This is a genomic window from Streptomyces sp. NPDC056527 (genome assembly GCF_042794475.1).
Taxonomy (GTDB): domain Bacteria; phylum Actinomycetota; class Actinomycetes; order Streptomycetales; family Streptomycetaceae; genus Streptomyces.
Window position 1 is genome coordinate 1 of the sequence record NZ_JBHTTQ010000034.1, and the last position, 19,312, is coordinate 19,312.

Sequence of the window (19,312 nt, forward strand, 5' to 3'; positions counted from 1 at the left end):
GGCCGGGGTTTCCCCCGGCCCCTGCGGAACGTATGCCCATGACGGGAGGAGCGGCGGTCGGGCCTTTTCGGCACTCGAACGCGCGTACTTTAGGGCGAGCTTGTCCCGGTTTGGTGACGCGCTTGTAACAGCGGTTAGCGAGGGCCCGGGAAGCGGAAGACCCCCGTCATGAACCACAACACCCCCATCAGTCCCCGCCCGCTCCCCCTCCCCCCTCACGCGGAGAACCACCAACGCGTCCTGTCCGCCTCCCAGTTGCGCGCCCAGGGGATGTCCGGCGCGGAGATCGCCGCCCGTTGCCGACCGGGCGGCGGATGGCAGCAGATCCTGCCCGGCGTTTTCCTGCCGCACCCGGGACAGCCCACCAGCGAGGAGCGGCTGCAGGCCGCGCTCCTCTACGCCCGCCGCTCCGGCCTCGTGCCCTCCCAGGACCCCGACGCGATGATCACCGGGCTCGCCGCGCTCGCCCTGCACCGCTTCTCGTCCGCTCCCCCGCTGACCTCTCTGGACCGGATCGACGTGCTGGTGCCGCGCACCCGCCGACTGCGGTCCACCGGCTGGGTCCGGGTGGAGCGCACCCAGGACATGCCCGAGCCGCTGGAGCTCACCGGGCTGCCGGTCGCCCCGGTCGCCCGGGCCCTCGCCGACGCCGTGTCCGGCCTGACCGACGCGGACGTGGTGCGCCGGCTTCTCACCGAGGCCGTCCGCGGCGGACACTGCGAACCCAGCGCGGTCGTACGGGAGTTGAACCGGGCCCGGCTGCTCGGCCGGTCGCATGTGGTGGACGCCGTGGACTCGCTCCTCGCGGAGGGCCGGAGCATCGCCGAGGAGCGGCTGTACGAGATGGTGCGGGAGTTCGCGCTGCCCGACCCGTTGTGGAACGTGGACCTGCGGCTGCCCGGTGGTCCGCACCTCGGCGGCCTCGACGCGTACTGGCCGGACCAGGCGGTGGCGGTGGAGCTGGACACGCGGGCGCCGCGGCAGGACGACGACGCGCTGTGGTCGGAGTACACCCGCAAGCGCGAGCACCTGGAGCGGCTCGGCATCACGGTCGTCCACATCACCCCGCGCAAGCTGCGCGAGGCGATGGACCAGCAGGCCACTGTGGTCCGTACGGCCCTGATGGCCGCGTCGGACCGGCAGCCCGCCGCCTATGTCGTCGTCCTGCCCCGCTGACGGATCAGCCGCAGAACTCGCCCTCGATGACCGTCCGGCTGTCGCCCGCCCAGTCGGCGTTGAAGTTCATGGCGAGCGAGTGCTCGCCGTCCCGGGTGACGACGGCCTCCGACGAGGAGCCGTGAATGCCACCACCGTGGCCCCACACCTCCTTGCCGCAGCTCAGCTTCTGCCGCATCAACCCGAGGCCGTAGAAGAACTCCGGCTCCTCGGCGCTGACGGGCACGGCTTTCGTCATCTCTCGCATCTCGGCCTTCGGCAGCAACTTGCCCTTGAACAGGGCCCGGTAGAAGGTCTGCAGGTCGTTGGAGTCGGAGATCATCTCTCCGGCCGCGCCTGCGAGGCTCGGGTTCAGCTCGGTGACGTCGTGGATCGTCGTCGCGTTCTCGTCGATCGACAGCTTCGAGAAGGCCCGTGAACTCGGCTTCGGCATCGTCACGGTCGTCCCGGGCACGCTGGTGGCGCGCAGCTTCAGCGGCTTGATGATCCGCCTCTCGACCTCTTTTCCGTACGGACGTCCCGTGACCTCCTCGATCACCATGCCCGCCAGGACGTAGTTGGTGTTGGAGTAGTTCCAGGCGGCGCCGGGGGCGAAGTCCGGCTCATGGGTCATCGCGATCGCGACGAGCTGGCGCGGGGTCCAGGTGTCGTAGCGGTGGTCGAGGAAGGCGGGGCCGAAGATCTTCTCCTGGAATCCGGGGTCGGAGGTGACGCTGTAGATCCCGCTGGTGTGGTTGAGGAGCTGACGGACGGTGACCTTGCGGCCGTCGTGGCCGTTGCCGCGGACCACACCGGGCAGCCACTTCTCGACGGAGTCGTCGAGATCGAGGCGGCCCTCGGCCTGAAGCTGGAGGAGGACGGTGGCGACGAAGGTCTTGGTGATGGAACCGACGCGGTAGCGGTCCTGGCCGCCGCGCTCACCGGCCGTCCCGGTCCAGCCGGTGCGACCGGACCGGGCCTGGGCGACGGCGCCGGGCACGCCCGCCCGGACCGCCGCGTCGAGAGCCTGCTGAGTGGCGGTGTGGTCCGGCTTCTTCGGCGCGGTGGCCGCGACGGCGGGCGCGGCGAGCGCTCCGGCGGTGAGCGCTGCCACGGCGGTGGCGGCGAGGACGGTGCGTGCGGTGCGTACGGCTGACATCGTGTGCGAGCTCCCCTGTCGTGTACTGCGGTCACGGGAGGGGACCTCGCCCTCGGGCGGCGGGTTGAGGCCGTTTCCTGGGTTGAGCGAGATTCAGCCGTTCGCCGGATCGGCGAGGCGGGAGCGTCCGACGGGGGGTCGCTCGCTCCACAACTGGAGTCCGATGTCGACGAGTTCGACGCGTTCGAGGTCGGGGACGGCGGCGAGCGGATGCCAGGCGGCGAGGTCGGTGGATCCGCCGACCTCGTTGCGCAGCTCACCGCCGGTGACCCGGTTCTCGTAGATGATCCGCAGCCCCTGGAAGTCGCCCGGTCCGGCGAGCCGGCGCAGCCGGCCGCGGCGGATGGAGTCGATGCCGAGCAGGGCGACCGGCTCGGTGACGTATCCGGTCTCCTCCTCGACCTCGCGGACGACGGTGTCGACCGGCTCCTCGCCGTGGTCCATCCCGCCGCCGGGCAGGGTCCATCGCTTGGCACCGGCCCTGTCCACCCAGCGGGCGAGGAGCACCTCGTCGTCACGGACGCACACGGCGTAGGCCGCCACCCTCAACTCCTGCTTCATGAGCCGAGGTTAGAACCAGTACGCCGGGTACGTCCGCCCGGCGGCCCGAGCGCCCGCGAGGCCGACGGCGACGAGCAGCACGCTCGCGAGGGCGAGCAGGGCGAGGAAGCTCCAGAACGGCGGATTCTGAAGGGCGACGATCACGGCCGTCGCCGCGGCGGGCGAGTGCGGGGTGCGGGCCGCCATCATGACGCCGAGCGCGAGCCCGCCGGCGAGGGCGGCGCCCCAGAGGCCGGGTCCGGCGACGAGCAGGACGCCGAAGCCGGTGAGCGCGGAGAGCAGCTGACCGCCGACGACCGAGCGGGGCTGGGAGAGCGGCAGGTCGGGTGCCCCGGCGACGAGCGCCATGCTGGCGGCCAGGGGCGGGATCAGCAGCGGCTGGTGCAGCGCGGTGCCGAGGGCGACGAGGGCGAGCAGGGCCGCGAGGCTGACGGAGGTGGCCGTGGTCATGGCACGGGGGTGGGGGCGGGCGGGGGCGGATGCCATTCAGGAGTCCAGGGGTGGGTTGGCGGGCGAGTACTCGGGGTGGGACCAGCGCAGGGGGCTGGCGGACGGGGTCTCGACGGTCCGCTCGATACGGAAGCGGGTGGTGCGGACTCCGTCGGGGCCGTACGCGGTGTGGGCGCGGCCGGTCAGCCGGACCGTGGTGCCGGTGTGCCAGTCGAGGAAGAGCAGACCCGCCCGGTCGTCGGTCTCCAGGTTGCCGAGAGTCAGGAACATCGCGTTGCCGGGATAGTCCGCCCAGCTGAGTTCGGTGGGCGAGTCGACCCGGACGAAGCCGGGGTGGCCGCCGCGGTGGCTCGCGTCCGCGCCGTCGGGGGCGACGGTCGCGATGAAGAAGGTGTCGGCGGCGCTGACGAAGCGCTCCTGCTCGGGGGTGAGCGCGGTGCCGTGGTGCGGGGTGCCGGCTGGGGTGGTGGTGTCGGGCGCGTACAGCTCGCGCTTCTGGAGGTACTTCGGGCAGTTGGAGAAGACCTGTTCCGCTTCGACGGTGAAGCCGCGGGCGCTGGGGCGGGCGAGGCCGTTGAGGCGCATACGGCGGCGGGTGCGGGGGTCCAGGGCGATCGTTCCGACGGGGGTGCCGTCGGGGGTGCCGTCGGGGACGGGGAGGGGTGCCGCGACCGAGATCGAGTGCGGGCCCGTCGCCCGGACGAAGCCGGGCGTGCCGGTCAGGAGCGAGCACCAGACCCGGCCGTCGGCGTCCGCCGCCCCGAGCACCAGCATGGGCTGGAGCTCGAGGAAGGCGGCGGCGATGGGGCGGATTCCGGTGCCGATGGATCGGCCTACGTGGGCGGCGAGGTCGCGGACGCCTACGCGGGTCTGTACGGCGAGGGAGCCTTCGTTGTAGGCGGCCATGTCCTTGTGGCCCTTCGTGTGCGGGTACGGGGGGTGGGGTGGGCAGCCGGCTCTAGAAGAAGCCGCAGGTGGGAGCCCCCTCCACCGGGGCTTCCGTGCTCTCCGCGCCCGTCGGGGCGAAGATCTCCAGGCGGGTGCCGTCCGGGTCGTGGAAGAAGATGCCGCCGGAGGAGGCGCCCTCGGCGTGGGGGACCACGCCCTCGTAGGCGAAGGAGGTGCCGCGCTCCTTGAGGGCCGCCTCCGCCGCCCTCACCCGGTCGATCGACTCGGCCTCGAAGGCGAGGTGGTGCAGGCCCGCGCGGGCCGAGTCGTACGCGCCCTCCGCCTGCTGCCAGAGCGTGAGGACCAGCCGGCCGCCCTGCCCCAGGAGCGCGAAGCGCCGGCCCTCCTCCTTGCCCTCACGGAGCAGCTCGAAGCCCAGGACGTCCGCGTAGAAGCCGAGCGAGCGCTCCAGGTCCGTGACGTTCAGCCCGATGTGGCCGGTGTTCAGCGTTCCGATCGCCGACATGGCGGTTCCCCTCTGATCGACTGGCTAACCTCTCACTTTGACTTTAGAGGTTAGCCACTCGATGCGCAACCGGTCACGTAACCTTGAGGGGTTAGTTCTTCGAGGAGGGTGTCCGCCATGACCGTTTCCGACCCGCGGCCCCTGCTCGGCGAGCCTGTCTCCCTCGACCTGCTCAACACCCGCTGGATGTCGGACGGCGTGCGCCGGGACCTGCTCGCGGAAACCGAAGGGTTGGGCGTCTGGCTCGCCTCGAACGAGCTCGACGGGCGCTTCGCCGCCGACGCGACGACCCTGCGCCACACGCTCACCGCCCGCGACGCCCTGCTCGCCCTCGCCGACGCCCCGGGTGACGCCGCCGCCATCGCGCGCGTCGACGCCGTCCTCGGGCACGGCCGCATCCGCGCGACCCTCACTCCCGAGGGGCCGGGCGAGGAACCCGAGTTCAAGGACGCCGCCTGGGGGCCGGCCTGGACCGCCGCCCGCGACTACCTCGACCTGCTGCGCACCGCGCCGGACCGGATCCGGGCATGCGCCCACGACGCGTGCATCCTGCACTTCTTCGACACCTCGCGGAACGGCACGCGACGCTGGTGCTCGATGACGACGTGCGGAAACCGGGCCAAGGCCTCGCGCCACTACGCCCGTACAAAGGACAACTAACCGGCGGTTCGGACGAGTCGAGTCGCCCCGCTTCGCGGCGATTCGCTCCCTGTGGCGCGTCTCGCGCGGTGGCGGATGTATGCCACGGCCGTAAACCGCCGTCGACAACTCTCCACAAACCCCTGTCTCTTGCGATTGGCTGAGCGGTCATCCGGTACCGAAATCCGGACCCTCTTCTTTCACAAACAGGGATGTAAATGACCACCCCCGAATCACAGAGCTCCATACCCGGGCGCTCGACCCCCGGGCACAGACGCGCGGCCCGTATCGCCGCCGCCGCCGGACTTGTGACCGCGCTCATCGCGGCCGGTGCTGCTCCGGTCCTGGCCGCCGACGACCCGGCGACCACTCCTCCGGTCAAGTCCGCCGACTCCGCCGACAAGCTCGGCCCGACCGACGCCCAGCGCCTCACCGAGGCCGAGGCGACCGGCGAGAAGAACGTCACCATCCTCGTCGCGACCGCCCCCGGCGCCACCGAGCAGGTCGCGGGCCAGCTCGACGCCGTCCAGGGCGCCTCGGTCGGCAGGCAGGACGACAAGCTCGGCTACGTCCGCGCCACCATCCCGACCGCCAAGGCGGAGGCCGCGATCGCGGCGGCCACCAAGCTCTCCTCCGTCCAGTCGATCGACCTCCAGGCCGAGATCAAGCTGGACGACCCGACCCCGGACGCGGGCGCCACCGGTGCCGTCGAGGGCACGACCGTCACCACGACGTACCCGGCCCCGAGCAAGAGCACCCCGGCGAAGAACCCGTACAACCCGTCCCACGAGACGGGTGCGGTCGACTTCGTCGAGGACCACCCCAAGGCCGACGGCCGCGGCGTGACCATCGGCATCCTCGACTCCGGTGTCGACCTGGGCCACCCGGCCCTGCAGAAGACCACCACCGGCGAGCGCAAGATCGTCGACTGGGTCACCGCCACCGACCCGCTGACCGAGGGCGACGGCACCTGGCGCGCCCAGATCACCCCGGTCGCCGGCCCCGTCTTCACCGCCTCCTCGCAGTCCTGGAAGGCGCCCGAGGGCTCCTACCAGTTCAGCCGCTTCAACGAGGCGATCACCGCGGGCGGCGACCCGGCCGGTGACATCAACCGCGACGGCGACACGGCCGACCTGTTCGGCATGCTGTACGACCCGGCGGCCGGCACCGTCCGCGTCGACACCGACCAGAACAACGACTTCACGGACAACGCGCCGATGAAGCCGTACAAGGACGGGTACCAGATCGGCTACTTCGGTACCGACAACCCGGCCACCGAGGTCGTCGAGAAGACGCCGTTCGTCGTCGAGATCCGCAAGGACGTCGCGATGGACCCGCTGGGCGGGACCTGGGTCGGCCAGAAGCGCGACTTCGTCAACATCGGTGTCGTCGAGTCCTCGCACGGCACGCACGTCGCCGGCATCACCGCCGCCCACAGCCTCTTCGGCGGCAAGATGAACGGCGCCGCGCCCGGCGCGAAGATCGTCTCCTCGCGCGCCTGCACGTGGACCGGCGGCTGCACCAACACCGCCCTCACCGAGGGCATGACGGACCTCGTCGTCAACCGTGGCGTCGACATCGTCAACATGTCGATCGGCGGCCTGCCCGCGCAGAACGACGGCGACAACGTCCGCGCCCGCCTCTACACCCGTCTGATCGACCAGTACGGCGTGCAGCTGATCATCTCGGCCGGCAACTCCGGCCCGGGCATCAACACGATCGGCGACCCCGGCCTGGCCGACAAGGTCGTCTCGGTCGGCGCGGCGATCTCCAAGTCGACCTGGGCGGCCAACTACGGCTCGGCCGTCACCAAGTCGTACGCCATGTTCCCCTTCTCCTCGCGCGGTCCGCGTGAGGACGGCGGCTTCACCCCGACCATCACCGGTCCGGGCTCGGCCGTGAACACCATCCCGACCTGGCAGGCCGGCTCCGGCGTGCCCGAGTCGGGCTACCCGCTGCCCGCCGGCTACGGGATGCTCAACGGCACCTCGATGTCCTCCCCGCAGGTCGCGGGCGCGAGCGCGCTGCTGCTCTCCGCCGCGAAGCAGAAGCGCATCGAGCTCTCCCCGCTCACCCTGCGCACCGCGCTCACCTCGACCGCCCACCGGATCTCCGGTGTCGCGGCCCACGAGCAGGGCTCGGGTCTGATCGACATCAACGACGCCTGGGAGTCGATCAAGGACGGCGCCACGGCGCACGAGTACAAGGTCGAGGCCCCGGTCGACACCGCCATCTTCCCGGCCCCGCACACCGGCACCGGTGTGTACGACCGTGAGGGCGGCCTGAAGGTCGGCCAGAAGAAGGTCTACGACGTCACCATCACGCGCACGACCGGCCCGAACCGGGTCATCGAGCACGAGCTGGAGCTGAAGTACAACGACGGCACCTTCCGGATCCTCGGCGACGACGAGATCGGCCTGCCGCTGAACAAGCCGGTCACCGTCAAGATCCAGGCCCGGCCGACCTCGGCCGGTGTGCACAGCGTGATCCTGGAGGCCGACGACGACCGCACCGAGGGCGTGGACAAGCAGATCCTCGCCACCTCGGTCGTCGCGAGCGACCTGGCCGCGCCCGGCTTCGCCTTCTCGGCGTCCGGCTCGGTCCAGCGCAACAGCCACAAGTCGTTCTTCGTGACCGTGCCGCAGGGCGCGAAGACCCTCGAGGTCGCCCTCGGCGGTCTGAAGGAGAAGAGCCAGACCCGGTTCATCTCGATCCACCCGTACGGCGTGGCCTTCGAGTCCACCGCCTCCAACGTGTGCTACCCGCACTACAACCCGGGCAACGGCTGCCGTGCGGACCTGCGTTCGTACGCCAACCCGACGCCGGGCGTCTGGGAGATCGAGGTCGAGTCCCGCCGTACGTCGCCCGACCTGGACAACCCGTTCAAGCTGGACGTCGCGGTGCTCGGCGCCGACTTCGACCCGGCCGTGCAGACCGTCGCCGAGGCGAAGGTCGGCACCCCGGCCGCCGTCGAGTGGACGGTCACGAACAAGTTCGCGGCCCTCGACGGCAAGCTGAAGGGCGGCCCGCTGGGCTCCCTGAAGGCCGAGACGCCGACGATCAAGCACCACGAGCAGCAGACGAAGACCGTCACCATCGGTGAGGGCGTCGACCGGCTCGACATCTCGATCGGCAACACCTCCGACAAGGCCGCCGACCTCGACCTGACGGTCCTGCGCGACGGTGTGCAGGTGGGCCAGGCCGCGGACGGCGACTCGGAGGAGGCCGTCTCCCTGGTCAAGCCGGCCGCCGGTACATACACCGTCGTGATCGACGGCTACTCGGTGCAGGCCGAGGGTGGCACGACCTTCGACTACAAGGACGTGTACTACTCGGCCGCGCTCGGCAGCGTCCAGGTCGACGGGGCGAAGAGCTACCCGCTGGCCAACGGCGCGAACGCCAAGGTCGGTGCCGAGATCCTCGTCGCCGGTGCCGCGCCCGAGGGCCGGCAGTTCTTCGGCGAGGTCCAGCTGCTGAACGCGCGCGGCACGGTCGCGGGCGCCGGCAGTGTGGTGATCGGCAAGGTCACCCCGTAACACCGCTGTACGAGTGAGGGGCGGGCGCCGGAACCGGTGCCCGCCCCTTCCCCGTCTCCGCCTCCGTCGCCGTGTCATGCCGCTCACGTCGCCGTTTCCGTCCCGATCCTCGGACAATGGATTGGACAAGGCGGGCCGGGACATACGCATCATGGACGGCAGCAGCCTGCACAAACGTACGGAGGAGTCCCCGTGAAGGTCGGAATCGTCGGAGCCACCGGTCAGGTCGGCACAGTCATGCGCAAGATCCTGGCCGAGCGGAAGTTCCCCGTCGACGAGCTGCGGCTCTTCGCCTCCGCCCGCTCCGCCGGCACCGTCGTCGACGGTGTCACGGTCGAGGACGCCTCCACCGCCGACTACACCGGCCTGGACATCGTCCTGTTCTCCGCCGGTGGCGCCACGTCCAAGGCGCTCGCCGAGAAGGTGGCCTCCCAGGGCGCCGTCGTGATCGACAACTCCTCCGCCTGGCGCCGCGACCCCGAGGTCCCCCTCGTCGTCTCCGAGGTCAACCCGCACGCGATCAAGGACCGCCCCAAGGGCATCATCGCCAACCCGAACTGCACCACGATGGCCGCCATGCCGGTCCTGCGGCCGCTCCACCAGGAGGCCGGCCTGACCGCGCTGGTCGCCACCACCTACCAGGCCGTCTCCGGCTCGGGCGTGGCCGGTGTCGCCGAGCTGCGCACCCAGGCGTGCGCCGTCGCCGAGAACGCCGACCAGCTGGCCTTCGACGGCGAGGCCGTCGCCTTCCCCGAGCCGAACGTTTACCGCCGCCCCATCGCCTTCAACGTGGTGCCGCTGGCCGGCAACCTGGTCGACGACGGCACGCACGAGACCGACGAGGAGCAGAAGCTCCGCAACGAGTCCCGCAAGATCCTGGAGATCCCCGAGCTCAAGGTCTCCGGCACCTGCGTACGCGTCCCGGTCTTCTCCGGCCACTCGCTCCAGGTCAACGCCCGCTTCGAGCGTCCCATCAGCGTCGAGCGCGCCTACGAGCTCCTCAAGGACGCCGAGGGCGTCGAGCTCTCCGAGATCCCGACCCCGCTCCAGGCCGCCGGCAAGGACGCCTCGTACGTGGGTCGCATCCGCGTGGACGAGACCGTCGACAACGGCCTCGCGCTGTTCCTCTCCAACGACAACCTGCGCAAGGGCGCCGCTCTGAACGCGGTGCAGATCGCGGAGCTCGTCGCCGCGGAGCTCGGCCAGGCCTGATCGGATCCGACGGATGCGGGGGCGGCCGGTGTCCGGCCGCCCCCGCTTCGCGTCCCCACGACGTCGCCGCGGCATCCCCGCGTCGTCCCCCGGCGGGATTCGGACAACGCGTTCGAAGCCGGGCCTCGGGATGACAGGATCCGCAGCATGACCCAGATACCGAAGGGTGCCAACATCCCGGTGCCCGCCCAGGTCCTCCAGGTCGCCGTCGCCTGGCAGGCCGTGCCGGGGACACCCGACGTGGATGTCTCCGCGCTGCTGCTCGACGCGGGTGGACGGGTGCGGGGGGACGCGGATCTCGTCTTCTACAACCATGTCGAGCACCCCACGGGCACGGTGCGGCATCTGGGCAAGTCGGCGCCCGGCGCGCCGGGCGAATCGGCCGCGGACTGGCTGTGGCTGGACCTGGAGCGCGTGGAGCCCGCCGTCGAGCGGGTGGTCGTCGCCGCCTCCGCGGACGGCGGGACCTTCGGGCAGGTGCCGTCCCTGGACGTACGGGTCACGGACCTGGCAGGCGCACCGGTGGCGTACTTCGCGATCGGGGACGCGACCACGGAGACGGCCTTCGTCTTCGGCGAGTTCTACCGGCGGGAGGGCGGCTGGCGGTTCCGTGCCGTGGGGCAGGGGTACGCCTCCGGTCTCGCCGGCCTCGCGACGGACTTCGGCATCGTGGTGGAGGCCCCGCCGCCCCCCATCCCGGGCCCCGGATACGTCACCCCCGCCCCGCCGCCCGTCCCCGGTCCCGGGTACGCGGCCCCCGTGCCGGCGACGGTCCCGGCCCACGCCCCGGTCCCTGTCGCGGCCGACCCGTTCTCGACCGACTTCCGTCCCTCCGTCCACCAGGGCCGGGGCAAGGAGACCGTGCACTGCGACCCGTCCCTCCCGCCGGGCTGGGCGCTCCTGGAGATCGAGTCGTACCACTCGATCTCCACCACCATCGAGTCCTGCGACGCCTATGGCCGGGCCGAGGACTACCTGCTCATGGCGTACGAGGACGATGTGCGGGCCCGTACCGTCGCGCTCGTCCCGCGCGGCCGGCCGCTGTCGCTGCGGGTCGAGGCGGACACCCCCTGGACCCTGCGGGTCCTCCCCCTCACCCATGCCCGCCGCTTCGACAGCCGAATCGAGGGCCACGCGCACGACCTCGTCGTCTACGACGGGCCTCCCGGTGTCCTCGACTTCTCCCACCACGGCGAGTCCAACTTCACCGTCCATCAGCACACCCCGCCGAGGGAGCCGGAGTACGACGCGGAGGACCAGGATCTCCTCGTCAACGAGATCGGCGAGGTCCGTGTCAGCGCGCCCGTACCGGGTCCCGGACTGCTGCGGATCAGCGGCGACGGACCCTGGAAATGTGCGGTGCGGCGCTGAGGCGCGGCGTGGAAGGATGAGCCAAACGTCACGAAACCGAGGAGTTGACCGGGTGCCTGGCACAAACCTGACCCGTGAAGAGGCGCAGCAGCGGGCGAAGCTGCTGACCGTGGACGCGTACGAGGTCGACCTCGACCTCTCCGGTGCGCAGGAGGGCGGCACCTACCGGTCCGTCACCACCGTCCGCTTCGATTCCGCCGAGGCCGGTGCGGAGACCTTCATCGACCTCGTCGCCCCCGCCGTGCACGAGGTCGTCCTCAACGGCCACGCGCTCGACGTCGCCGCCGTGTTCCGCGACTCGCGGATCGCGCTGGCCCATCTGCACCAGGGCCCGAACGAGCTGAAGGTCGTCGCCGACTGCGCGTACACCAACACCGGTGAGGGGCTGCACCGCTTCGTCGACCCGGTCGACGACCAAGCCTATCTCTACACCCAGTTCGAGGTGCCGGACGCCCGTCGCGTCTTCGCCTCCTTCGAGCAGCCGGACCTGAAGGCGACCTTCCAGTTCACCGTGAAGGCGCCGAGCGGCTGGACGGTGATCTCCAACTCGCCGACGCCGGAGCCCAAGGACGACGTGTGGGTCTTCGAGCCCACCCCGCGCATCTCGACGTACATCACCGCGCTGATCGTCGGCCCGTACCACTCGGTGCACTCGACGTACGAGAAGGACGGGCAGACCGTCCCGCTCGGCATCTACTGCCGTCCGTCGCTGGCCGAGTTCCTCGACTCGGACCACATCTTCGATGTCACGCGGCAGGGCTTCGACTGGTTCCAGGAGAAGTTCGCGTACGACTACCCGTTCGCCAAGTACGACCAGCTCTTCGTGCCGGAGTTCAACGCGGGCGCGATGGAGAACGCGGGCGCGGTGACCATCCGCGACCAGTACGTCTTCCGCTCGAAGGTGACGGACGCGGCGTACGAGCGCCGGGCCGAGACGATCCTGCACGAGCTCGCGCACATGTGGTTCGGCGACCTGGTCACCATGGAGTGGTGGAACGACCTGTGGCTGAACGAGTCGTTCGCGACCTTCACCTCGGTCGCATGCCAGGCGTCCGTGCCGGGGACCCGCTGGCCGAACGCCTGGACGACCTTCGCCAACGCGGAGAAGACCTGGGCGTACCGCCAGGACCAGCTGCCGTCCACGCACCCGATCATGGCCGAGATCAACGATCTCGAGGACGTGCTGGTCAACTTCGACGGCATCACCTACGCCAAGGGCGCCTCGGTGCTCAAGCAGCTGGTGGCGTACGTCGGCCAGGACGAGTTCTTCAAGGGCGTGCAGGCGTACTTCAAGGCGCACGCCTTCGGGAACACGCGACTGTCGGACCTGCTCGGCGCGCTGGAGGAGACCTCCGGTCGTGACCTGAAGGCCTGGTCGAAGCTGTGGCTGGAGACGGCCGGCATCAACATCCTGCGTCCGGAGATCGAGACCGACGAGAACGGTGTCATCACCTCGTTCGCCGTCAAGCAGGAGGCCCCGGCGCTGCCCGCGGGCGCCAAGGGCGAGTCGACGCTGCGTCCGCACCGGATCGCGATCGGCTTCTACGACCTGGACGCGGCCGGGAAGCTGGTCCGCACGGACCGTGTCGAACTGGACGTCACCGCCACCGAGCTGACGAACGTGGCGCAGCTCGAGGGCAAGACGCGTCCGGCGGTGGTGCTGCTCAACGACGACGACCTGTCGTACGCCAAGGTCCGTCTGGACGGGGTGTCGCTGAAGAACGTCACCGAGCACCTCGGCGACTTCACCGAGTCGCTGCCGCGCGCGCTGTGCTGGGCCTCCGCCTGGGACATGACCCGCGACGGCGAGCTGGCCACCCGCGACTACCTGGACCTCGTCCTCTCCGGCATCGCCAAGGAGACCGACATCGGCGTGGTCCAGTCGCTCCAGGGCCAGGTCAAGGCCGCCCTCGACCTGTACGCGGCGCCGGAGTGGCGCGAGGCCGGGCTGACCCGCTGGACCGACGCGACGCTGGCGCACCTGCGCGCCGCCGACGCGGGCAGCGACCACCAGCTCGCCTGGGCGCGGGCCTTCGCGGCCACCGCCCGGACCCCGCAGCAGCTGGACCTGCTGGCGGCCCTCCTGGAGGGCCGCGAGTCCATCGAGGGTCTGGCCGTCGACACCGAGCTGCGCTGGGCGTTCGTGCAGCGGCTGGCGGCGACCGGCGTCTACGACGAGCCGGAGATCGCGGGCGAGCTGCAGCGCGACCCCACGGCCGCGGGTGAGCGGCACGCCGCGACCGCGCGGGCGGCCCGTCCCACGGAGGCGGCGAAGGCGGAGGCCTGGGCGTCGGTCGTGGAGTCGGACAAGCTGGCCAACGCGGTACAGGAGGCCGTGATCGGCGGCTTCGTGCAGACCGACCAGCGTGAGCTGCTCGCTCCGTACACGGCGAAGTACTTCGCCTCGATCAAGGGCGTCTCGGAGACCCGCAGCCACGAGATGATCCAGCAGATCGTGGTGGGCCTCTACCCGACGATCCAGGTCTCGCAGGAGACCCTGGACGCGACGGACGCCTGGATCGCGGAGAACGACCCGGCGCCGGCGCTGAGGCGTCTGGTGACGGAGTGCCGCGCGGGCGTGGAACGTGCCCTGAAGGCGCGGGCGGCGGACGCCGCCGCCGCGTGACGGCTGACGGCTGAATGACGAAGGGGCACCCTCCCCCACGGAGGTGCCCCTTCGTCCGTTTGAGTCCGCTCGGCGGGCGGGCGTCGGCGCGCGGCCGCCCGCCGGGCGGAAGCGTGTCAGCCGCCGAGCGCCGCGTAGCGGGCGCGCAGGTCGGCCGCGCCCTGCTCGGTGAGCGCGCCGTGCAGCCGCATCCGGGCGACGCCGCCGTCGGGGAAGGCGTCGAGGCGGACGTGGGTGACGACGGCCTGCGCGGGGAGCTTGAAGCGGTGCAGGGTGTCGGGCTGGAGCCTGGTCCGGGGGATGATCTCGAACCATTCGCCCGTCTCGCCGTTGCGGCCCTGGAGGGCGATCCAGCCGGCCGAGTTCCCCTTGAGGTACGCGGTGTCGATCTCGACGGCGCGTACGACGCCCTGGGCGGCGAGGCGGAAGCGGACCCAGTCGTTGGTGCCGCGGACCCGGCGGCGGCGGTTCTCCCAGCCGTCGTCCATCTTGCGGGAGGTGCCGGGCAGGATGATCTGGGTCGGCGAGGAGTAGAACTTGTCCGAAGCGTCCTCGTACACGCCTCCGTTGAGAACGGAGATCAGGTCGAGGGTGCCGAGCAGCTCAAGCCACTCGGGGTCGGGCACGACCTCGCCGTGGACGCGCAGACGGGCGATGCCGCCGTCGGGGTGCTGGCACAGGCGCAGATGGGTGAAGCGGCGCTCGACGTCGATCGCGAAGCCGTTGGCGGCGTGGCCGCGTACGGGGGTGGGCGGGACGATCTCCTCCCACTTCACGTCGTCGGCGAGGAGCTGCTCGGGGCTGGGCGAGCCCTCCACCGCGGCGGCCTGGATCGACACCCGCTGCGGGTAGTTGCCGCGGAAGTGGGCGGTGTCGACGATGATGCCGCGGATGACGCCGGGGGCGCCGAGGCGGACGATCGCCCAGTCGTGGTCCTCGGGCGCGGGGAAGACGTTCACGGCGTCGGCACCACGGCGGCGGCGGGTCTCCCAGCCGTCCATGATCTTGCCCTTGTGGCCGAAGTGCTCCGGGTCGAAGACGGCGCGCTCGCGGACGAGGAGGTTCTCGCGCTCGGCGAAGAACTCGTCGTTGGCGGCGACGACACCGGCGCCGAGACGGCGGTCGGCCAGGTCGACCAGCTCGGTGAAGGGGAAGTCACCGGTGCGGTAGTCGGCGTACGGGTCGGCTCCGCCGTAGGGGGCGGCGTCGTTGGCGTGCGGGTCCTGGTCCTGGCTCGTCTCGAAGGTCATGCGTCGACTGTGCGCCCCGAGGACCTGGTGGGTCCATCGAATGTTTTCGACAGGTATTTTCAGTTCTGCTGAACGATGCCGGGGTCAGTTCTGCTGAACGGTCTCGCGCTGGGCGGCCGCCTGGCGGAGCGCGCCGAGCACCCGGGCCACCGCGACCCCCTCCTCCGCCCCGCGCCGTACCGCCGCGACGACATGGCGGCGCGGCTGGTCGGCGGAGAGAACCCGCATGACGACTCCCGCGCGGCGCTCGGCGGAGGCCATCCGGGGCACCAGGGCGACCCCCATGCCCGCCTCGACCATGGCGAGGATCGCGGTCCAGCCGGCGGCGCTGTGGGCCTGTTCGGGCACGAATCCGGCGGCCTCGCAGGCGGCGGTGGTGATCTCGGACCAGGGGCCCGAGCCGCCGAAGATCCAGGGCTCGGCGGAGAGGTCGGCGAGCCGCAGCCCGGGCGCGTCCGCGAGCGGGTGCCCGGCGGGCAGGGCGACGTCGAGGGGGTCGGCCAGGAGGGGGACGCGGCTGAACTTGGGGTCGCGGACGGAGGGGGCGTGCGCGGCGAGCGAGAGCGCCAGGTCGACCTCGCCGGCGCCGAGCAGTTCGTACGCCTCGGACGCCTCGGCCTCGCGGATCCGGACGTCGAGTCCGGGGTGCGCGGTGCGCAGCTGCTGGACGGCGGGGACCACGAGCGCGGGTACGGCCGTCGAGAACGCGGCCACCCGCACCTGCCCGACCTCGCCCCGCAGATAGCCGTCCAGCTCGGCGTCGGCGCGCTCCAGTTGGGCGAAGACGACCTCGGCGTGACGGAGCACGAGATGCGCGGCATCGGTGAGCCGGACCCGCCGCCCCTGCGCCTCCAGGAGCGGCACACCGAGCTGCTTGGCGAGGTTGGTGAGCTGCTGGGAGACGGCCGAGGGGGTCATGAGCAACGCCTCCGCGGTCGCGGTGACGGTGCCGCGATCACGGAGGGTACGAAGGATCTGGAGCTTCTTGATGTCCCACTCGGTCATGGGGCGCAACCTACCGGGGGCCACCGGTGGACCGCTCACGCACGGGACCGTGCGGAGGCCAGTGCGACTCCGCTCAGGATGAGGGTCATGCATGCGCCGCCCGCGATGCCCAGTTCCTCGCCGAGCAGGGGGTACGAGAGCAGCGCCACGCAGACGGGCTGGAGGTAGTAGACGACTCCCGCTCGGGCCGCGCCGATGAGGGCGATGGCCTTGTTCCAGGCGAAGAAGGCGACGGCGGAGGAGAAGACCCCGACGTAGAGGAGCGGTCCGACGGTGCCGAGGGTGGGGTCGAAGCCGCCCTGGACGGCGAGGCTGACGCCGTAGGCCGGGAGCAGCATCAGGGTGCCGAGCACGAAGGTCGTGAAGAGGAAGGGCAGGGCGCCGATCTCGGCCGGCTTGCGCTTGAGCAGGGCGCTGTAGGAGGCGAAGGACAGGGCGGCCGCGAACATCCACAGGTCGCCCGCGGTGAAGTCGACGGCGAGGGAGCCCTTGCCGACGAGGAGCAGCACACCGAGCGCGGCGAGGAGCATCCCGAAGGTACGGCGGGCGCCGAGCCGTTCGCCGCCCAGGCGCGAGTAGAGCGCCATGATCACCGGGGAGGCGGCCATGATCATGCCCATGTTGGAGGCGGAGGTGGTCAGTCCGGCCTGGTGCACGAGGGTGTTGTAGAGGGCGACACCGAACAGCGAGGCCAGGGCGACGTAGCCGAAGTGACGCCGGATCAGCTGCCGTTGTCGCCACGCCTGCCGGGCCGCGAGGGGGGCGACGGCGACGAGGGCGATGATCCAGCGCCAGAAGACGGCCTGGACCGGCGGGACGGAGTCGGCCATGTCCCGGGTGGCGACGAAGCTGCCGGACCAGACGACCGTGGCGACGAGCGCGAGGAGAACGCCGAGGCCGGCCCCCCGCGCGAGGTTCTTCGCGGGTGCCGGCTCGTCGGTCGTTCTCGGTTCGGTGCGGTCGTGCTCCAGAAGCGTCACGGTGGTCCTTTCGGTCGGTGAGGCTCTACCGTCGCACCGAGGAAACCTCCAGGTCCATCGAAAGTTCCTGACCATTCCTTTCAGCTGAGCTGAACGATTCGGGCTTCTTCGCGGCGGCGGTACGCGGGGTCAGCTGGCCGACCAGGGTGGCACCGAAGGCGATCGCCATTCCGGCGAGCTGCACCGGACCCAGCGCCTGCCCGAGCGCCGCCCAGCCGATGACGGCCGCGCTGATCGGCGAGAGCGGACCGAGGAGGGTCACGGAGGAGGCGCTCAGCTGTCCGATCCCGCGGAACCAGAGGAAGTACGAGATCGCGGTGTTGCCGAAGGCGAGGTAGGCGTAACCGAGCAGGTTGGCGGAGTCCAGGGCCGGCGGGGCGCCCTCGATCAGGAAGGCGATCGGCAGGATGATCAGGCCGCCGGCGGTGAGCTGCCAGCCGGTCAGGGCGAGCGCGCCCACCCCCTCCGGCCTCCCCCAGCGCTTGGTGAAGACGGTGCCGGCCGACATCGAGAGGGCGGAGAGCAGTCCGGCGACCACACCGACGAGGTCGAGGGCCGCGCCCGCCTTCAGGACGACGAGACTGACGCCGAAGGCGGCGGCGATCGCCGCGAGCAGGGTTCGCACGGTGGGCCGGTCACCCAGGAAGAGAGCGGCCAGGCCGACGACGAAGAGCGGGCCGACCGAGCCGACGACCGCGGCGACGCCGCCGGGCAGCCGGTACGCGGCGAGGAAGAGCAGCGGGAAGAAGGCGCCGATGTTGAGACCGCCGAGGACCGCGGACTTCCACCACCAGGCACCCTGCGGCAGCTTGCGGGTGATCGCGAGCAGCAGCAGCCCCGCGGGGAGCGCGCGCATCAGACCGGTGAAGAGCGGCCGGTCGGGCGGCAGGAACTCCGTGGTGACGAAGTAGGTGGAGCCCCAGGAGATCGGGGCGAGCGCGGTGAGGGCGATGACGGCGGCCTTGCGGGACATGGCAGGTCCCCCCTGATTCGGAGTGGGTCCGAGTGACTTGGTGATAAGTAGCTTAGCTCTAAGCTACTTATTTGCAAGTCACTTCCGCATAAGCTTCTTCCTTACGAGTGGCTTACCGCCCAGTGACTTACTTGCCGTCGAGTCGATCGATCAGGAGACTGCCGCCATGGACAGCACCGAGACCCCCGCCCACGACGCCGTCGACGCCATCACCGACCAGTGGGCGGCCGTCCGCCCCGACCTCGACACGGTGCCGATGGCCGTCTTCGGGCGGATCTACCGGCTGGCCGGCGGGATGCGCGGCCGCGTCGACAAGGCGTACTCGCCCTACGGAATGGGGCTCGGGGAGTTCGACGTGCTGGCGACCCTGCGCCGCTCGGGCGAGCCCTACACGCTCTCGCCGCGCGAACTCACCGCGACGCTGATGATCACCACCGGCGGGATGACGGGCCGGCTCGACAAGCTGGAGAAGGCCGGGCTGCTCAGCCGCAGCCCCGACCCCAACGACCGGCGCGGGCTGCGGGTGACGCTGAGCGAGCGCGGCCGCGAGCTGGTGGACCAGGCGGTGGGCGCCGGCCTCGCCCAGCAGCGGGAGGCCCTGGAGGCCGCGCTCACGCCCGAGGAGGCGGAACAGCTGGCGGGCCTGCTGCGCAAGCTCCTGGCGACCACGGTCGTGTGAACGCAGACAAGGGCGCCGCGGCGGTACGTCCGTACCTCCGCAGCGCCCTCGGAAGAGGCTGGGCCCTAGGCCTTCTTGGGCCTGTCGGACTTGTCGAGCACCATCACGAGACCGGCGATCACCAGGAACAGCACGATCGGCGCGGCCACGAACAGGCCGAGGGTCTCGACGACACTCAGCTTGGGGGCCGGGTCGTCACCGTCGTCGCGGGTGAGCGCGAGCGCGGGGGACGACATGAGCAGCATCATCAGCGTCGTACCGGCCGCGACAGCACCGGCGCGCAGGGCGTTCTTCTTGTCCAC

Annotated in this window: 17 protein-coding genes; 7 read left to right on the forward strand and 10 right to left on the reverse strand. The window is 71.1% G+C overall.

The window, feature by feature from the left end; translation table 11 throughout:
* The first annotated feature begins 168 nt into the window (after positions 1 to 168).
* Complete coding sequence (locus ACFQ7Q_RS18345) at positions 169 to 1,176, forward strand: hypothetical protein (RefSeq protein WP_383556039.1); 1,008 nt, start codon at positions 169 to 171, stop codon at positions 1,174 to 1,176.
* Between the two features lie 4 nt (positions 1,177 to 1,180).
* Here ACFQ7Q_RS18345 and ACFQ7Q_RS18350 read toward each other — a convergent pair whose 3' ends face one another.
* The 5 genes from ACFQ7Q_RS18350 to ACFQ7Q_RS18370 form a co-directional block, all read right to left on the reverse strand.
* Positions 1,181 to 2,314 (reverse strand): serine hydrolase domain-containing protein, encoded by a 1,134-nt coding sequence (locus ACFQ7Q_RS18350; RefSeq protein WP_383556042.1) that lies wholly within the window; start codon positions 2,312 to 2,314, stop codon positions 1,181 to 1,183.
* A gap of 93 nt (positions 2,315 to 2,407) precedes the next feature.
* Complete coding sequence (locus ACFQ7Q_RS18355) at positions 2,408 to 2,875, reverse strand: NUDIX hydrolase (protein WP_383556044.1); 468 nt, start codon at positions 2,873 to 2,875, stop codon at positions 2,408 to 2,410.
* 9 nt (positions 2,876 to 2,884) lie between these two features.
* Positions 2,885 to 3,325, reverse strand: a complete 441-nt coding sequence (locus tag ACFQ7Q_RS18360; RefSeq protein ID WP_383556046.1) for an HPP family protein — start codon at positions 3,323 to 3,325, stop codon at positions 2,885 to 2,887.
* Between the two features lie 36 nt (positions 3,326 to 3,361).
* Complete coding sequence (locus ACFQ7Q_RS18365; RefSeq protein ID WP_383556048.1) at positions 3,362 to 4,231, reverse strand: pyridoxamine 5'-phosphate oxidase family protein; 870 nt, start codon at positions 4,229 to 4,231, stop codon at positions 3,362 to 3,364.
* A 52-nt stretch (positions 4,232 to 4,283) separates the two neighbouring features.
* Complete coding sequence (locus tag ACFQ7Q_RS18370; RefSeq protein WP_383556051.1) at positions 4,284 to 4,739, reverse strand: VOC family protein; 456 nt, start codon at positions 4,737 to 4,739, stop codon at positions 4,284 to 4,286.
* A 117-nt stretch (positions 4,740 to 4,856) separates the two neighbouring features.
* On the opposite strand from ACFQ7Q_RS18370, the gene ACFQ7Q_RS18375 reads away from it, so the two are divergent.
* The 5 genes from ACFQ7Q_RS18375 (at position 4,857) to pepN (ending at position 14,123) form a co-directional block, all read left to right on the forward strand.
* Positions 4,857 to 5,399 carry a CGNR zinc finger domain-containing protein gene (locus ACFQ7Q_RS18375; protein WP_383556053.1) on the forward strand — a complete coding sequence of 181 codons (543 nt, stop codon included), beginning with the start codon at positions 4,857 to 4,859 and terminating at the stop codon, positions 5,397 to 5,399.
* 197 nt (positions 5,400 to 5,596) lie between these two features.
* Positions 5,597 to 8,914 carry a S8 family serine peptidase gene (locus tag ACFQ7Q_RS18380; protein WP_383556056.1) on the forward strand — a complete coding sequence of 1,106 codons (3,318 nt, stop codon included), beginning with the start codon at positions 5,597 to 5,599 and terminating at the stop codon, positions 8,912 to 8,914.
* 192 nt (positions 8,915 to 9,106) lie between these two features.
* Complete coding sequence (locus ACFQ7Q_RS18385; protein ID WP_383556058.1) at positions 9,107 to 10,126, forward strand: aspartate-semialdehyde dehydrogenase; 1,020 nt, start codon at positions 9,107 to 9,109, stop codon at positions 10,124 to 10,126.
* A 147-nt stretch (positions 10,127 to 10,273) separates the two neighbouring features.
* Positions 10,274 to 11,497 carry a TerD family protein gene (locus ACFQ7Q_RS18390; protein WP_383556061.1) on the forward strand — a complete coding sequence of 408 codons (1,224 nt, stop codon included), beginning with the start codon at positions 10,274 to 10,276 and terminating at the stop codon, positions 11,495 to 11,497.
* Between the two features lie 52 nt (positions 11,498 to 11,549).
* The gene (gene pepN / locus ACFQ7Q_RS18395) at positions 11,550 to 14,123 is read left to right on the forward strand and encodes an aminopeptidase N (protein ID WP_383556063.1); all 2,574 of its coding nucleotides are present in this window, start codon (positions 11,550 to 11,552) and stop codon (positions 14,121 to 14,123) included.
* A 116-nt stretch (positions 14,124 to 14,239) separates the two neighbouring features.
* Here pepN and alc read toward each other — a convergent pair whose 3' ends face one another.
* From alc to ACFQ7Q_RS18415, 4 genes are all read right to left on the reverse strand, one after another.
* Positions 14,240 to 15,373, reverse strand: coding sequence for an allantoicase (gene alc, locus ACFQ7Q_RS18400; RefSeq protein WP_383556065.1), 1,134 nt, complete (start codon positions 15,371 to 15,373; stop codon positions 14,240 to 14,242).
* Between the two features lie 84 nt (positions 15,374 to 15,457).
* Entirely contained in the window at positions 15,458 to 16,378 is a 921-nt protein-coding gene (locus ACFQ7Q_RS18405) for a LysR family transcriptional regulator (protein ID WP_383556068.1), read from the reverse strand.
* A gap of 35 nt (positions 16,379 to 16,413) precedes the next feature.
* Entirely contained in the window at positions 16,414 to 17,358 is a 945-nt protein-coding gene (locus ACFQ7Q_RS18410) for a DMT family transporter (RefSeq protein WP_383556070.1), read from the reverse strand.
* Positions 17,359 to 17,383: 25 nt separating this feature from the next.
* Complete coding sequence (locus ACFQ7Q_RS18415; protein ID WP_383556072.1) at positions 17,384 to 18,331, reverse strand: EamA family transporter; 948 nt, start codon at positions 18,329 to 18,331, stop codon at positions 17,384 to 17,386.
* Positions 18,332 to 18,497: 166 nt separating this feature from the next.
* Here ACFQ7Q_RS18415 and ACFQ7Q_RS18420 point away from each other — a divergent pair, with 166 nt between their 5' ends.
* Positions 18,498 to 19,010, forward strand: coding sequence for a MarR family winged helix-turn-helix transcriptional regulator (locus ACFQ7Q_RS18420; RefSeq protein ID WP_383556074.1), 513 nt, complete (start codon positions 18,498 to 18,500; stop codon positions 19,008 to 19,010).
* Between the two features lie 65 nt (positions 19,011 to 19,075).
* On the opposite strand, the gene ACFQ7Q_RS18425 is transcribed toward ACFQ7Q_RS18420, so the two are convergent.
* On the reverse strand, positions 19,076 to 19,312 hold the full coding sequence (locus ACFQ7Q_RS18425; protein ID WP_260226244.1) for a hypothetical protein: 237 nt from the start codon (positions 19,310 to 19,312) through the stop codon (positions 19,076 to 19,078).